Raw genomic sequence first — 15,811 nt, forward strand, 5'->3', positions numbered from 1 at the left:
GTTACTTATTTAATAGTTGTTTAAGTTCATTCAATTCTTTGCGGAGCTGGCGCAGTTCCACTTGCATTTCCGGCAAACTTCTTTGTGCGATGGATGCCTTGAAATATTGTTTCAGCTCCATAGGAGGGGTACCGATAAGTTGGCTACCGTCCTTTATGCTACTGGGAACACCAGACTGTGCGCCAAGGTTCACTTTGTTGCCAATATGAATATGACCTGCAATGCCTACCTGCCCGCCGAACATGCACCATTCTCCTATCTTGGTAGAACCTGCTACACCTACTTGCGCCGCCATTACGGTGTGGGAGCCTATTTCATCATTGTGTGCCACCTGAATCAAATTATCCAGTTTCACACCGCTATGTACGATGGTGGCTCCCATAGTAGCACGGTCCACACACGTGTTGGCACCGATTTCCACATGGTCTTCCAGGATAGTGATACCTATTTGCGGTATTTTTTCATAGCCCTCGGAAGTGGGGGCGAAGCCGAAACCGTCTGCACCGATAACGCAACCGGAGTGCAGGATGCAGTGGTTTCCTACCCGGCAATCGTGGTAGATGGTGGAGTTAGCGTAAATAATACAGTCATTGCCCACTTTGGCACCGCTGCCAATCGTGACGTGCGGATGAATGACCGTATTGTCTCCCACCTCTGCGTATTCGCCAATGCAGGCAAAAGGCGCAATGTAAACATCCTTGCCAATTTTAGCTGTCTCGGCAACAAAGGCCAGAGAGTCAATTCCCACCCGCTTTGGCTTGCTTTGCTCATAAAGATTTAGCAATTTAGCAAGACTTTCATACGCATTGTCCACTTTAATCAGGGTGGCTTTCACTTCTTGTTCCGGAACAAAGTCCTTGTTTACCAGAACAATGCTTGATTGGGTTTCGTATATGTAGGGGGTATATTTGGGGTTGGATAGAAAGGAGATGGCTCCCGGTATTCCCTCTTCGATTTTCGCAAAGGTGTGAACGGTAGCATTCTCGTCTCCAACAATTTCTCCTTGGATAAATGTTGCAATTTGTTTAGCAGAGAACTCCATGTCTTATTCTTGTTAGATGGTTTCAAAACGCAAATAACGGACTTTTTTTTTATATTTCCTTGTCCTGAGGTGAATATTTTATACTTATCTATGCAAACGTTGGTAGCATAAGTAGTACTTTTTTACTTTCTTGGACAGAAGAGAGATATTGAGCATATCCGATGCTTCGGCAATATTCTTGATGCTGCCGTCGTTGTAGAGGATGTCAATACTGTCATCTGCCTCGTCGTACATATTCTTCTCGATGCTGGGGGTAGAGATGAAATATCTCGCTTCGGAGAGAGGGATGTTCAGTTGTTCACTGATTTGCAAAGTTAGTTCTTTTTTCCGTTCCTCACTAATAGGTTCGGTAGAAATCTCGACTTTGAAGATGTTTCGGTTAATCATGCCGGCGCTCAGGGTGGACAAAACCTTGTCCGAATGGCGGCTCCATACCTTGAGGGCAGTCCAGATGTCATTATCGTCCAACTGAATGAAATTCTCCAAACATTCGGGATTGTTGTAGAATGCCTCCCGGCTGATGTCGTTGTATAGAAAGAATTTCAAGGCGGGTGAGGCAAAGAGGTCTATGCCGCGGCTTGCCAGTTCCTTGGCGCGGAGCAGGGTGCTAATCAGCATTTTCTCGTAGGCAACGGAGGTTTTGTGCAGATAGACTTGCCAGTACATCAGGCGGCGGGCGGTGAGGAAGTTCTCAATAGAATAGATGCCTTTGGACTCTACTACCAGGTGGTCATCCTTTACATCCAGCATCTTGATAATGCGGGCGGAGCCAATGTTGCCTTCGGTCACTCCGGTATAGAAGCTGTCGCGGCGCAGGTAGTCCAGGCGGTCCATATCCAGTTGCCCGCTTACCAGTTGGTGCAGGAAGCGCTTGGGGTATTCATCCTTGAAAATTTGAATGGCGAGTGTCAACTGTCCGTTCATTTCCTTGTTGATACGTTCCATCAGCATCAAGGAGATGTCTTCGTGGGAGACGCCCTGCACGATGGTATTTTCCAGTACGTGGGAGAAGGGGCCGTGGCCGATGTCGTGCATCAGGATAGCGGCTTCCACAGCTTCGGCTTCGCTGTCGAAGATAAAGTTTCCTTTGGTGGCAAGTTGCTGGATGGCCTCACTCATCAGGTAGAAGGCTCCCAAAGAGTGTTGGAACCGTGTATGCTGCGCACCGGGATATACGACAGAGGACAACCCCAGTTGCTTGATACGGTTTAGACGTTGCAAAAGAGGATGTCGTACAACATCGTACAACAACCCCTTTGGTATGTTGATGAACCCGAAGACAGGGTCGTTGATAATCTTTCTTTCGAACATTAAGCGTTAGTCGTTAATCACTTTTTTCAACTCTTCCGCCATCTGTGCCTGCACTTTTTGGGCTGCTTTTCGGCTGGCGGCGGCGAAGTTCTCTGTCTTGTCCACGTAGATGATGCCACGGCTGGAGTTGACAATCAGGCCGCAAGTCTTGTTCATGCCATACTTGCAGACTTCTTCCAGGGAGCCGCCTTGTGCGCCTACGCCGGGAACCAATAGGAAGTGTTCGGGAACAATCTTGCGGATATCTTCGAAGGCGCGGCCTTGTGTGGCGCCTACTACGTACATCATCTGTTCGTCACTGGCCCACTCCTGGGATTTGCGGAGCACTTTTTCGAAGAGGCGTTCGCCGTTGGTGTCTTCCGTCAGCTGGAAGTCGTGCGAGCCTTTGTTGCTGGTCAACGCAAGCAGGATTACCCATTTGCCTTCGTACGTAAGGAACGGGGTCACACTGTCTTCGCCCATGTAGGGAGCTACGGTTACGGAATCTATATCCAGCTCTTCGAAGAAGGTACGGGCATACATGGCAGAGGTGTTCCCGATGTCACCGCGTTTGGCGTCGGCGATGATGAATTGGTCGGGATAGTTCTGCTTGATGTAGTTTACGGTTTTCTCGAAAGCTATCCAGCCTTTCACGCCCATGCTCTCATAAAATGCCAGATTGGGCTTGTAGGCGATGCAGAGGTCGGCAGTAGCGTCGATGATGGCTTTGTTGAAAGCGAATATAGGGTCTTCCTCTTTCAGAAGATGTTCGGGTATTTTCTTGATGTCGGTGTCAAGACCTACGCAAAGGAATGACTTCTTGCGCTTGATGTTCTCGAATAATTGCTGTTTGTTCATATTATTTTTTAGTTACGGGTTACTTATCACTGCCTTACAGTTCGCTCTCTTTCAGTCTTTCTGCATTTTCCGCCACAATCAGGTGGTCGATGCAGTCTTGGATGTCTCCGTCCATGAAGGCGGCGAGATTGTAGATGGTGTAGTTGATGCGGTGGTCCGTGATGCGTCCTTGCGGATAGTTGTAGGTGCGTATCTTGGCGGAGCGGTCGCCAGTGCTGACCATCGTCTTACGCTTGGAGGCGATGTCGTCGATGTACTTCTGGTGTTCCTTGTCGTAGATGAAGGTACGCAAGCGCGAGAGGGCGCGTTCCTTGTTCTTGGGCTGGTCGCGCGTCTCGGTACATTCGATGAGGATTTCTTCGACTATGCCTGTGTTGGGATTCTTCCAGTTGTAGCGCAGGCGCACGCCGGATTCCACCTTGTTCACGTTCTGACCGCCGGCACCACCGCTTCGGAAGGTGTCCCACTTGATTTCACCTTCGTTGATAACTACGTCGAACTCTTCGGCTTCGGGAAGCACGGCTACGCTGGCAGCTGAGGTGTGTACCCGTCCTTGCGTTTCTGTGGCCGGTACGCGCTGCACGCGGTGCACGCCCGATTCATATTTCAGTGTGCCGTATACATTGTCGCCCGTCACGGAGCAGACAATTTCCTTGAAACCGCCGGCTGCACCTTCGTTGGCGCTGGATATCTCCATTCTCCATCCCTTGGATTCGCAGTACTTGGTGTACATGCGGAAGAGGTCGCCGGCAAAGATTGCCGCTTCGTCACCACCCGTGCCGCCACGAATTTCGAGGATGGCATTACGGCCATCCTGCGGGTCGGCGGGGACGAGCAGCAGCTTTATCTGCTCTTCCAGTTCCGGTTGGCGGGTTTGGCAGGCATCCAGCTCTTCGCGTGCCATTTCCCGCATTTCCTGGTCTGTTTCGTTGGCGATAATTTCTTTGGCTTCTTCTATGCCGCCCAGTACTTGCATGTACTCTTTGCGGGCATTCATCAGGTCGCCCAGTTCTTTATATTCTTTGGTGAGCTTGACGTAACGCTTCTGGTCCGCAATCACTGCCGGGTCTGTAATCAAGGTCGACACTTCTTCGAAGCGGGCGACAAGCCCTTCCAGCTTTTCGAGTATGGTATTGTTGTCTGCCATATATTTAATACTTGAACTCTCCGAATTCGCTCTTGATAATCAGTTCTTTCTTGTCGCTTTCTTCCACGCGGCCTACAATCTGTGCATCGATGTTGAAACTCTTCGAAATAGCAATCACCTCTTCTGCATGTTCGGGAGAGAGGTACACTTCCAGGCGATGCCCCATATTGAACACCTTGTACATTTCGCTCCAGTCCGTATCGCTCTGCTCCTTGATGGTCTTGAACAACGGTGGAACGGGGAAGAGATTGTCTTTGATGACACGGCAGTTGTCTCCCACAAAGTGCAGTACCTTGGTTTGTGCGCCGCCCGAGCAGTGTACCATACCGTGGATTTGGGGACGGAGCGCATCGAGCAGTTTCTTAACTACCGGTGCGTAGGTGCGGGTGGGGGAAAGTACCAGCTTTCCTGCATCCAGCGGACTGTCTTCGACACTGTCTGTCAGTTTTAGCTTGCCACTGTATACCAGTTCTTCGGGTACAGCCTTGTCATAGCTTTCAGGGTATTTCTCTGCCAGGTATTTGGAGAATACATCGTGGCGTGCGCTGGTCAGTCCGTTACTGCCCATACCGCCATTGTATTCTTTCTCATAAGTAGCCTTTCCGTAAGATGCCAGACCTACAATCACATCGCCCGGACGGATATTGGCATTGTCTATAACATCTGAGCGCTTCATGCGGCAGGTCACTGTCGAGTCTACGATAATGGTACGTACAAGGTCGCCCACATCGGCTGTTTCGCCACCGGTGGCATAAACGCCTACTCCCATTTCGCGGAGTTCGGCAAGCAGTTCATCCGTACCGTTGATGATGGCTGAGATTACTTCGCCGGGGATGAGCAGTTTATTACGTCCGATGGTAGAGGATACCAGAATGTTGTCTACCGCACCCACACAAAGCAGGTCGTCGATGTTCATAATCAGTGCATCTTGTGCAATGCCTTTCCACACACCCAGGTCGCCGGTTTCCTTCCAGTACATATAGGCAAGACTGGACTTGGTGCCTGCTCCATCGGCATGCATAATGTTGCAATACTCCGGGTCACCGCCCAAAATGTCGGGGATAATTTTGCAGAAAGCCTGCGGGAAAATACCTTTGTCGATATTCTTGATGGCGTTGTGCACATCTTCCTTTGATGCGCTGACGCCTCGCATCATGTATCGTTGATTACTCATGAGATAATAGGTTTGTTCAATTGAATGTGCAAAGATACATCTAATCTTCTACAACACAAAGCGAGGCACAAAGTTTCTCGCCTTTGTGCCTCGCTATAGAGTTGTGTATTTATCAGAATTGTACCTGGGGAGCTTGTTCCGCTCCTTCTGCCGCTTCGAAATAAGCTCGTTTCTCAAAACCGAAGAGACCGGCAAGGATATTCTTGGGGAAACGGCGAATGGCTGTATTGAAGTTCTTGGCTGCATTGTTGAAGTTGGTACGTGCTACGTTGATACGGTTTTCCGTACCTTCCAGCTGTGCCTGCAGTTCCAGGAAATTCTGATTTGCTTTCAAGTCCGGATAGTTTTCTGTGATGGCAAGCAATTTACCGAGGGCGGAAGTCACCGCACCTTGTGCTTTCTGATATTCAGCCAGCTTTTCCGGAGTAAGGTCTGCCGCATCCACTTTGATTTGAGTGGCTTTGCTGCGGGCTTCTACTACACCTTCCAGTGTTTCCTTCTCGTGCGTGGCATATCCTTTCACGGTATTCACCAAGTTCGGAATCAGGTCGGCACGGCGTTGGTATTGGGTTTCTACGTTCGACCATTGTCCGCTGACATTTTCGTCCATGGTTACGAGTCCGTTATAGCCGGTTACACCCCAAATGGCGAGAAGAGCTATAACAACGATAATGATAATGGTTGATTTCTTCATACTTTTCATTTTTAGGCCTCACCTCCGATTCCTCTCCGATAGAGAGAGGGGAGGAGGGGAAGGCAGTTATTAATCATTTAATTATATTCTATGTAAACGTTTTATTTTCTTCCAGTATCCTCGAAGGTGTGTCAAAACGGTTGATGGCACACAGATGACACATCCTCGGCGTTAGAACCGGGAACCGGCTCCACCGCCACCTCCCATACCGCCTCCGAAGCTACCACCGCTGAAGCCTCCTCCGCCACTTCCGCCGAAGAGACCTCCACCACCGAAGATGACCGGACCACCTCCGCCTCCTCCCCGGTAATTTTCATCGTATGACTGCTGGCGGCGCACTACTTTATGTCCGCAATTGCGGCAGGTGTAGGTCACATCTTCCGTTTTCACTCCATTGCGGCGTGAGATGAGTATGCTGCTGCTACGTTGCAATTTATGTTGTCCGCAGTTGGGGCATTTGTTGGCAGCGCGTTGGGCAAGGATGCCTATAATAGATGCCACTGCGAGGAAACCGATAAGCCCCAGTAGGATACCTCCTACGGAGAGGTCATCCTCCTCTTCCGTGTCATTCACCATAGTGCCGTCAAGACGTGAACAGACTGCCTTTACACCCGCTACCATTCCAGCATCCCAATTACCGTCTTTCAGATAGGGAATCATGTATTTGGTCTGTATACGTTTGCAGATGGCATCAGGAAGGTCCCCTTCTAAACCGTATCCCGTATAAAACTGGATGCAGCGTTGGTCGGTTACCAGCAGAATGACCAAACCGTTGTTTTTTTCTTTTTTCCCTACTCCCCATTCATTGAGCAGCTGGTGTGAGAAATCAAAACAGTCTTCTTGTCCGATGGACGGGACAACGGCAACTACCGTTTCAATGCCAGTTTGCTGCTCCAATGCATAGAGCATACGGTCTATATTGTCACATGCCTCCGTGGATAGGATTCCGGCTGGGTTGCACACATAGCGTGTCTTGTCCTGAAGGTGTACTTTAGGAATATTCTTAGTGGTGTAGACTTCTTGTGCCTGCAAGGATAAGAGCAGGCATAAGAAGAATGTTATGGAAATAAATCGTCTCATACTACCAATATTTGTTGCGGCGAAGATAGGTAAAATCACATCAATGTATGTATTTTCCTACGAATTTCTTTACATGTTCGGTGTATTCCTGCGGATAATCCTTGTAAGACATAGCATGCGTGGCACCGGGCACAATCCATAATTCTTTGGGTTCGGGCTTGGCTTCGTAGAGGGGATAGACCATCCACGTCGGCACAAAGGTGTCGGCATCGCCGTGGATGAAGAGCATCGGCAAAGTACATTTCTTTACTTGCTCCAAAGCAGAGGCTTCCAGGAAGTCCCATCCGTACTCTTGCCGGCAGAGCCAGTTTGCTGTATGCAGAAGAGGGAAGGCGGGCAGGTTGAACTGTGCTTTCAGTTCTCCGCGAAACTCGTCCCATACGCTTGTGTAGCCGCAGTCTTCTACGAAACACTTGATGAAAGGCTGTTGGTATTGACCATGCTCCACTTCGCCGGATACCATCATGGTGGTGGCGGCTCCCATGGAGATACCGTGCACTACCATCTCTGTGCTGCGGGATGCTACGCTGTCTGTATGGCGGCGCCCGAAGAGTTCGTCGGCGGTTTCGGTCCATTGCAGTACGTCAAGCCGGTCTTTCCAGCCCATCTGTGCATGGTTTCCCTCGCTCATCCCGTGCCCGTAGAGGTCGGGCAGCAAGATGTTGAAGTCCATCTCCTTGTTGTACAGATAGCCTATCATCAGCATGCGCACGGCATTATCTGTATATCCGTGTACGATGACTGCTGTTTTTGGGGTGGGGTGGGTGGCGGCAACGTAGAGTGCGTGTAGCGTCTCTCCATGGTCGTTCTCAATGTAGAAGTCCTTCAATGCTCCTACGGTCACCAAACTGTCTACCCACGGTTGCAGTTCGGGATATTGCTCGAACATGAAGTTGTAGGATTCGGCAATGTTGCGACTGCGTGTGATAAGGCCTTCGGGTTTCAGAGCATGCCCCAGCATATAGTACCCTCCGCACAGTACTACGGTGCAGAGGGCAGCCAGACCGAGAATCGAATATTTTATGGTTTTCTTCATTATTTATTCCAAATTTCCCATGCAGCAAAGGCTTGCAGCAGTAACATTTCCAGACCGTTCTTAGTGACGGCTCCTTGTGCCTGGCCTTTCTTCATGAAAAGGGTTTCGTTTGGATTATATAACAAATCATAGAGCAAATGGTTGGGAGTCAGTAGTTCGTAAGGAATATTGGGACAGAAATCCACTTTGGGATACATGCCTACTGGGGTACAGTTGACAATCACTGTGTACTCTTGCATGATTTCCGGTGTCAGTTCTTCGTATGTGAGGTATTTATCCTCTTTCTTGGCGCGTGATACGAAGGAACTTTTTATACCCAGGTTCTCCAGCCCGCGATATACGGCTTTCGATGCACCGCCGGTACCCAAAATCAGGGCTTTCTTGTGTTGTGGTTGCAAAAGTGGTTCTATGGATTGTGTAAATCCTATGATGTCGGAGTTGTAGCCAACCAGTTTCACTTTGCCTTTGGAAAGGCGGATAATCTTAATGACATTGACGGCGCCTATCTTGGCTGTGTCTTTGTCCAGTTCGTCCAGGTAGGGGATGACTTGCTCCTTGTAAGGGATAGTCACATTCAGTCCACAGAGGTTGGGATTTTCCTCGATAACTTCCATGAAATCCTCGATACGTGGAATTTCGAAATTTACATATTCTGCATCAATATTTTCTGCCTTGAATTTCTCATTGAAATATCCGATAGAAAAGGAATGTTTCAACGGGTAACCTATTAAACCGTATTTCTGCATAATATTTTAGTTATTGATTGAACTATATTCGTTTGTTTATGGAGTACATTATTGGTCGGAAGTAGTTGAGGAGGTGATTACCGGTTCTTTGATGATAACAAAACCTCCGAATTGCAATCCGTTGTCTTTTCCGTTCAAACAGAACTTTCTGTCGAATACGGGTTTATTTTTTGATTTCCAGATCAGTTTGCTAGAGAAGGTGATGACGTCTTGAGTACCATCGTTCCAGTCTATTATCACTTTTTCGTTATCGAATGTATCGTCGCCATTGAATTCTCCAAAAGTGAGAAAGTATTTGCCAGTTTCAAATTTCATTGTTTGCAGACCGTTGAAGTGTGCAAGGTAAGCTTTGGTTTGGCTTATTGGAACGTCCTTTTCATATATTTTTCCATTATAGATTGCCTTGATTCCTTGCTTGGCAATGTTGCCGGGAGTTTCAGGATTCAACAAATCATTACCTTGAGCATCTTGTACTGCGATATGCAGTTCGATAGGAGCAAAATCCCATATCATATCATCACTTCCCGAATCATCGCAAGCTGTGAAACCGGCAACGCAAAGGAGGGTAATAAATAATAAATAGAGGGTGTGTGTAGCTTTCATAAGGTCTCTTTTTTATATAAGTTTCTTCTTTTTATTTAGTTGCCACATAAAGTGTACATATCCCGAAAGTCAGCCGCTTGAAGTGCACTTCGCTGAAGCCTGCCTTGCGGATTACCTCCTGCATCACTTCTCCCTGCGGGAAGGCGCGAATACTTTCCGGTAGATAGGTGTAGGCGCTGTTGTCTTTCGAAATACATTTACCGAGCAGGGGGATGACAACTTTGGAGTAGATGGTGAACAACTGTTTCATCGGGAAGCGGTCTGGTGTGGAGAGCTCCAGTATGACGAGATGTCCGCCGGTCTTTAGTACGCGGCACATCTCGGACAGTCCCTTGTCCAGCCCTTCGAAGTTGCGGATGCCGAACGCTACGGTCACGGCGTCGAAGCTTTCGTCGGCAAACGAGAGGGAGGTGCAGTCCTCCCGGACAAATGAAATCTTGTTCGAGAGGTGCGCCTGCTTTACTTTTTCACGTCCCACGTTCATCATGCCTTCCGAGATGTCGGTGCCAATCAGGCTATCGGGTTGCAGTTCGCGGCATGCAAGGATGGCGAAATCGCCGGTGCCGGTAGCTACGTCCATAATACGCCGGGGGCGGAAAGGACGTAGGTACTTGATTGCTTTCCTACGCCAGCTGCGGTCGATGCCCATGGATAGGGTGTGATTCAGCTTGTCGTAGGCAGGAGCGATGTTGTCGAACATTTCTTCCACTTGTTCGCTCTTCTTGCCGTCATTACCGTAGGGCTTGATGTGTTCTTGGGGATAGTCCATTTACTTTAAATATTCGGTTACATTCTTTTCAATGCGTTCGGCGATGTTGCCGGTATCTTCTTTTACGAACTTCTCGCCGGTGATGTGTTCGTACAGTTCGATGTAACGTTCGCTGATTGAAGTAACGATTTCGTCGGTCATTTCCGGTACCTGCTGTCCTTCCTTGCCTTGGAAACCGTTGTCCATCAGCCATTCGCGTACAAACTCCTTGGAGAGTTGCTTTTGCGGTTCGCCGTTGGCAAAACGTTCTTCGTAGCCTTCGGAGTAGAAGTAGCGGCTGGAGTCGGGCGTATGGATTTCGTCCATCAGGTAAATCTTGCCGTCGTGCTTGCCGAATTCGTATTTGGTGTCTACCAGAATCAATCCGCGTTCCGCTGCAATCTCGGTACCGCGTTTGAAGAGGGCCATGGTGTATTGCTCCAATACGGCATATTCTTCGGGTGTGGCAAGACCTTGTGCCAGGATTTCTTCTTTGGAGATGTCGGCATCGTGTTCGCCAATCTCGGCTTTAGTGGTCGGGGTGATGATGGGTTCAGGGAATTTCTGGTTTTCCTTCATCCCTTCGGGCAACTTCACGCCGCAGATTTCACGTACACCGCTCTTGTAGGCACGCCATGCGCTGCCACAGAGGTAACCGCGTACAATCATTTCTACGGGGAATCCTTCACACATCACACCTACCGTCACCATCGGATCGGGTGTAGCCATTTTCCAGTTGGGGCAGATGTCGGTTGTGGCATCCAGGAATTTTGCTGCAATCTGGTTCAACATTTGTCCTTTGAAGGGAATACCTTTCGGCAATACTACGTCAAAGGCTGAGATGCGGTCGGTAGCTACCATGACCAACTTTTCACCATTGATGTTGTACACATCACGAACTTTTCCGTGGTACACGCTTTTCTGTCCGGGAAAGTTAAATTCAGTTGCTGTTAATGCTTTCATCTTTGTAATATTTACGATTTTGAGAATTTACTGTTTCTGTTCAATCTTACTATCGGCTTGTTCGGCTTTGCGTCGTTCACGCTCCGCTTTCGCTTCCTTGTCGAACTTCTCGTAGGCCTCCACAATCTGAGTTACCAACTTATGGCGTACGATGTCTTTCTTGTTCAGCTCCACGAAACTGATGCCTTTTACGCCTTTCAGAATCTTCAGTGCCTGCACCAGACCGGAAGTCTGGGAAGAAGGCAAGTCAATCTGCGTCATGTCTCCCGTGACAATCATCTTGGTGTTCATGCCCATGCGGGTGAGGAACATCTTGATTTGCTGGGTGGTCGTGTTCTGCGCTTCATCCAGAATGACGACGGCATCGTTCAGTGTGCGTCCGCGCATAAAGGCGAGGGGGGCAATCTGGATGATGTTCAGCTCCATATACTCTTTCAGCTTGGCGGCAGGTATCATGTCCTGCAGGGCGTCATAGAGTGGTTGCAGATACGGGTCTATCTTGTCCTTCATGTCGCCGGGCAGGAAACCGAGCTTTTCTCCGGCTTCTACGGCAGGGCGGCTGAGGATGATTTTCTTTATCTCCTTATTCTTTAGTGCCCGCACGGCAAGCGCGATGGCTGTATAGGTCTTTCCTGAACCGGCGGGACCGATGGCAAACAGCATGTCATTCTTGGCAAATGCCTCTACCAGCTTCAGCTGGTTCTCGCTGCGCGGGATAATCGGCTTTCCGGTTACGCTGAATACAATGACATTGCCCGATTTTTCCGCTTGCGGGGCATTGCCTTTGATGATGTCTATAATGACCTCTTCTTTCAAAGAGTTGTATTCGGCACAGTATTTCTCCAGCTTGGTGATGTTCTCCTCGAATGCACACATTTCCTCCTCATCACCCAATACTTTGATGACATTACCGCGGGCAACGATGCGAAGCTTGGGATACAAGGCCTTTATCAGCTGCATGTTGGCGTTGTTTACGCCATAAAATATTACCGGGTCAATATCTTCAAGAACAATCAGTTTTTCTATCATTGATATGTTTTAAAGTTCAATTCGTTCTTTTAGTGAAACGTTCTGCAAATGTAGTGAAACGTTTGGATACTTAAACAGTTCCATTGGGTATTTTTTTTGCAGTGGCTTCGGGTAGATTGTCGGTAATTGTTGCACGACGATGCCGTTTCCTTTTTTTGAGCATCCGATACGTTGTCGGTTCAGCGTCTGTTCCTTCATGTTGAAGATAATATTGGGGTCGAAGTGCTGCCCGTTGACGCGTGTCTCGAAGTGCAGATGCTCAGTAGAGGCGCGTCCGGTGCGTCCGGTCAGTGCGATGGGCTGTCCGGCTTTGACTGTGTCGCCACAATGTACAAGGTTTTTGAAGTTGTGGCTGTATATCGTTTCCAGTCCGAAGTCATGGCGTACGACGACGACATTGCCGTAGGCGCTATAAGGCTTGGACATCCGTACTACGCCGTTGAAGGCACTCCGTATGGTGTCTTTGGCGTAGGTCTTGATGTCTATGCCACTGTGGCGTCCCCGCCCCCGTCCGTAAGGGGAGATGACTTTTCCTCCAGGCAGGGGAAAGGAGTATTCCGTGTCCGGAATGTCCTCCAAAGGTAGCTCTATCAGTTCTCTTTGCGAAAACAGTCCCGGAGTGGCAACGCGGATATGGTTGGTTTCCATGGTGGAAAAGACCGTTTTCTTCCCTTGTGCCGTGGCACCAAGGGCTATGAGCAGGAGAGGGACAAGAATACGGATTCTCATTTATTCAAAATATTGTATAGTCCCACTGGTAGAGGAAGTATATTTCTCCAACAGTTCCAATATCATTTCGGCTGCTTCTTTCAGACCTTCCTGCCCGTTGTAGCCGTTGACAATGGCAAGGATATGGCGGGTTTCAAGTTTCATCTTGGTGCGTTCGTGGTCGCTGGTCGGGGTACCGATACCGCCTATACGGTCGCGGTAGACGGGCAGCCCTTCTATGTTCAGCATGCCGCGGCCTATACCCTCGAACAATTCCTCGGCACGTCCTATGCCCAGCTCAAGGTCGGTCCCTTGTATCTCGTCGGCATCAAATCCGCCGATAGAGTGGCCCGTACGTAGGGAGACAAGGTTGATAAGGTCTACCAACGTATCTATCTGATAGAGTTCCAATCCGCGCAGCAGTCGCCGTCTCAGTGCTTCGGCCGAGGGACGGTAGCGGCTGGGGTCCTTGCCGCAACGTTTATAGGCTTCGCGGGTGGCGGCAATGACGGGTTGGTACTTGATGCTGTCCGTGGTTTCACGGGCTCTTAGCTCTTGGGTGAAAGTTGCGATTTCCTGCCACAACCCTTCGCAATATGGGGTATTTGTCACTTCGGCAAATACGGCTGCACCGCGGAATTCGGGGCAATTCTGCTTGATTTCTTTAGAAAGTGTGATATGATACATTAATGCAATCCGTTTGAATGGGTTAACATGATTCCCGACAATATCCTTCCGGATTTGATACCCATCCGGCGTGCCGAGAAAAACTCTTCATATTGGGTAAAAGTACATATATTGGCTGTCTCCACTTGTGCGGAAGGTACTCCGAAGTCCAGTAGTTGCAGTCGGTTGGCAGCCCATAGGTCGATATGGTATTTGTGGGTGGCGGGTTTCCATTCGGAGATGTAATCCATCTGGAAACCGTTCTTGCGGAATGCTTCATAGACTTCGTCGCCTACCTCGAAGGCGGAAAGGGAGATGCCGGGGCCGATGCAGGCTATCACTTCTTTGCCCTCTGTGCCATAGCGGGCACGCATCTTGTCGAGTGTGTGGCCGAGGATGTAATTCACAGTGCCGCGCCATCCGGCATGAACAGCGGCTATCACGGCATTCTTCCGGTCGTAGAGCAGGATGGGAATGCAGTCTGCCGTAGAGATGCAGATGCAGCAGCCCGGTTCACGGGTTATCAGTGCATCAATGCCCTGCAACATGGAGTGGCGTTCTTCTGCTGTTGCATGCAGATAAGTTCCGTCAATGACAAGTGCCTTTGTCCCGTGGGTCTGAAACGGGATGACCAGTTCTTGGGGGCGTTGGGGCAGGGAAGAACATACTATTTCCTGGTTGCGGCGTACAGCTTCGGCTTCGTCTCCCGTGTAAGGTGTACAGTTGAGGGAGGCATAGTTACCTTGGCTGCATCCACCGTGGCGGGTGGTTACAAAACAAGAAATGCCGGGATATGAGGCAAGCAGCTCATATCCCAACATTTTCCTATCTTCTGTAAGAGGAATCATTTTTTATCTTCCTCCCAATCTTCTTCGTATTCAAAGTCCTCGAGGTCCTCTATGTCCTCGTCGTCGTTGACGTATTCATAGCTGAGGTCCTCGTCCTCACCCTCTTCTTTCAATTCTTCCTGCAGGTGGCTGAGGTCTTTGGCGCGATGGGCAATGCTGTCCACTTTGCCTTCTATCTTATTACTTTCCTTGTTCAGCTCTTCCCAAAGGATGTCTTTCAGCGTAGAGATGCCCATGCCGGAGACAGCAGAGATGAATATATGCGGAATCCCTTCGGGCAGTGTCGGCTCTATCTCGTCCATCAGTTCCTGGTCGAGCATGTCGCATTTGGTGACGGCAAGCACTCTCTGTTTGTCCAGCATTTCGGGGTTGAAAGTGCGAAGCTCGTTCAACAGGATTTCGTATTCCTTACGGATGTCGTCACTGTCGGCAGGCACCATGAACAGCAACAATGAGTTGCGCTCGATGTGGCGCAGGAAACGCAATCCTAAGCCTTTGCCGGCACTGGCTCCTTCGATGATGCCGGGAATGTCCGCCATCACAAACGATTTGCTGTCGCGATAGGACACGATGCCCAGATTGGGTTCCAGCGTTGTAAACGGATAATTGGCGATTTTGGGCTTCGCCGCAGAAACGGATGCCAGTAAAGTGGATTTTCCTGCATTGGGGAAACCTACCAGACCGACGTCTGCCAGCAGCTTCAGTTCCATGATTACCGTCAACTCCTGCATCGGTTCGCCCGGTTGTGCAAAGCGGGGAGCCTGGCGTGTGGCGGTTTTGAAGTGCCAGTTACCCAGACCTCCGCGTCCGCCTTTCAGCAAGATGACTTCTTGTTCGTGCTCGGTGACGTCGCAGATATATTCACCCGTTTCGGCGTTGTACACCACCGTGCCGCAGGGCACTTCAATCACCTTGTCCGCTCCGTCTTTTCCGAAACTGCGGTTTTTGGAACCGGATTCTCCGTGACCTGCCAGGATGTGGCGATCGTACTTCAGATGGAGTAGCGTCCAGTAGTTGCGGTTACCCCGCAGGATGACATGGCCTCCTCGTCCTCCGTCACCTCCGTCGGGGCCTCCGTTGGGTATGTATTTCTCACGCCGCATATGCGTAGAACCTCGTCCGCCCTTTCCGGAGCGGCAATATATTTTTACGTAGTCAACAAAATTCGATTCAGCCATA

General features: G+C 49.6%; 17 protein-coding genes. All 17 read right to left on the reverse strand.

Going from position 1 to position 15,811, the window contains the following annotated elements; translation table 11 throughout:
- Position 1: 1 nt before the first annotated feature.
- The gene (gene lpxD, locus DXD78_RS01650; RefSeq protein ID WP_005823705.1) at positions 2 to 1,042 is read right to left on the reverse strand and encodes a UDP-3-O-(3-hydroxymyristoyl)glucosamine N-acyltransferase; all 1,041 of its coding nucleotides are present in this window, start codon (positions 1,040 to 1,042) and stop codon (positions 2 to 4) included.
- An 84-nt stretch (positions 1,043 to 1,126) separates the two neighbouring features.
- Positions 1,127 to 2,353 (reverse strand): HD domain-containing protein, encoded by a 1,227-nt coding sequence (locus DXD78_RS01655; protein WP_005835351.1) that lies wholly within the window; start codon positions 2,351 to 2,353, stop codon positions 1,127 to 1,129.
- A gap of 6 nt (positions 2,354 to 2,359) precedes the next feature.
- Positions 2,360 to 3,190 (reverse strand): orotidine-5'-phosphate decarboxylase, encoded by an 831-nt coding sequence (gene pyrF, locus DXD78_RS01660; protein ID WP_005823701.1) that lies wholly within the window; start codon positions 3,188 to 3,190, stop codon positions 2,360 to 2,362.
- A gap of 34 nt (positions 3,191 to 3,224) precedes the next feature.
- On the reverse strand, positions 3,225 to 4,337 hold the full coding sequence (prfA, locus tag DXD78_RS01665) for a peptide chain release factor 1 (RefSeq protein WP_005823698.1): 1,113 nt from the start codon (positions 4,335 to 4,337) through the stop codon (positions 3,225 to 3,227).
- Positions 4,338 to 4,341: 4 nt separating this feature from the next.
- On the reverse strand, positions 4,342 to 5,511 hold the full coding sequence (locus tag DXD78_RS01670) for an AIR synthase-related protein (RefSeq protein ID WP_005835357.1): 1,170 nt from the start codon (positions 5,509 to 5,511) through the stop codon (positions 4,342 to 4,344).
- A 112-nt stretch (positions 5,512 to 5,623) separates the two neighbouring features.
- Positions 5,624 to 6,205: a LemA family protein gene (locus DXD78_RS01675; RefSeq protein ID WP_005835359.1), complete on the reverse strand. Its 582-nt coding sequence runs from the start codon at positions 6,203 to 6,205 to the stop codon at positions 5,624 to 5,626.
- A gap of 171 nt (positions 6,206 to 6,376) precedes the next feature.
- Complete coding sequence (locus tag DXD78_RS01680) at positions 6,377 to 7,285, reverse strand: YgcG family protein (protein ID WP_005823693.1); 909 nt, start codon at positions 7,283 to 7,285, stop codon at positions 6,377 to 6,379.
- 40 nt (positions 7,286 to 7,325) lie between these two features.
- Positions 7,326 to 8,321, reverse strand: a complete 996-nt coding sequence (locus DXD78_RS01685; protein WP_005823691.1) for an alpha/beta hydrolase — start codon at positions 8,319 to 8,321, stop codon at positions 7,326 to 7,328.
- A complete protein-coding gene (locus DXD78_RS01690) occupies positions 8,321 to 9,067 on the reverse strand; it encodes a shikimate dehydrogenase (RefSeq protein WP_005823689.1) in 747 nt (248 codons plus the stop codon). The genes DXD78_RS01685 and DXD78_RS01690 overlap by 1 nt, the downstream gene beginning before the upstream one ends.
- 48 nt (positions 9,068 to 9,115) lie before the next feature.
- Complete coding sequence (locus DXD78_RS01695) at positions 9,116 to 9,670, reverse strand: hypothetical protein (RefSeq protein ID WP_005823687.1); 555 nt, start codon at positions 9,668 to 9,670, stop codon at positions 9,116 to 9,118.
- Positions 9,671 to 9,701: 31 nt separating this feature from the next.
- On the reverse strand, positions 9,702 to 10,439 hold the full coding sequence (ubiE, locus tag DXD78_RS01700; protein ID WP_005823685.1) for a bifunctional demethylmenaquinone methyltransferase/2-methoxy-6-polyprenyl-1,4-benzoquinol methylase UbiE: 738 nt from the start codon (positions 10,437 to 10,439) through the stop codon (positions 9,702 to 9,704).
- On the reverse strand, positions 10,440 to 11,381 hold the full coding sequence (locus DXD78_RS01705; protein ID WP_009037102.1) for a phosphoribosylaminoimidazolesuccinocarboxamide synthase: 942 nt from the start codon (positions 11,379 to 11,381) through the stop codon (positions 10,440 to 10,442). It lies immediately after the preceding gene.
- A 27-nt stretch (positions 11,382 to 11,408) separates the two neighbouring features.
- Entirely contained in the window at positions 11,409 to 12,410 is a 1,002-nt protein-coding gene (locus DXD78_RS01710; RefSeq protein ID WP_005823681.1) for a PhoH family protein, read from the reverse strand.
- A 9-nt stretch (positions 12,411 to 12,419) separates the two neighbouring features.
- Entirely contained in the window at positions 12,420 to 13,139 is a 720-nt protein-coding gene (locus DXD78_RS01715; RefSeq protein WP_005823679.1) for a M23 family metallopeptidase, read from the reverse strand.
- Complete coding sequence (locus tag DXD78_RS01720) at positions 13,140 to 13,805, reverse strand: B3/4 domain-containing protein (protein WP_009037101.1); 666 nt, start codon at positions 13,803 to 13,805, stop codon at positions 13,140 to 13,142.
- The gene (gene pgeF / locus DXD78_RS01725) at positions 13,805 to 14,632 is read right to left on the reverse strand and encodes a peptidoglycan editing factor PgeF (protein ID WP_009037100.1); all 828 of its coding nucleotides are present in this window, start codon (positions 14,630 to 14,632) and stop codon (positions 13,805 to 13,807) included. The genes DXD78_RS01720 and pgeF overlap by 1 nt, the downstream gene beginning before the upstream one ends.
- On the reverse strand, positions 14,629 to 15,810 hold the full coding sequence (obgE, locus tag DXD78_RS01730; RefSeq protein WP_005823673.1) for a GTPase ObgE: 1,182 nt from the start codon (positions 15,808 to 15,810) through the stop codon (positions 14,629 to 14,631). Before obgE ends, pgeF begins: the two co-directional genes overlap by 4 nt.
- Position 15,811 lies beyond the last annotated feature (1 nt).

Source organism: Bacteroides sp. D20 (genome assembly GCF_003436255.1).
In the GTDB taxonomy this organism is placed as follows: Bacteria; Bacteroidota; Bacteroidia; order Bacteroidales; family Bacteroidaceae; genus Bacteroides; species Bacteroides uniformis.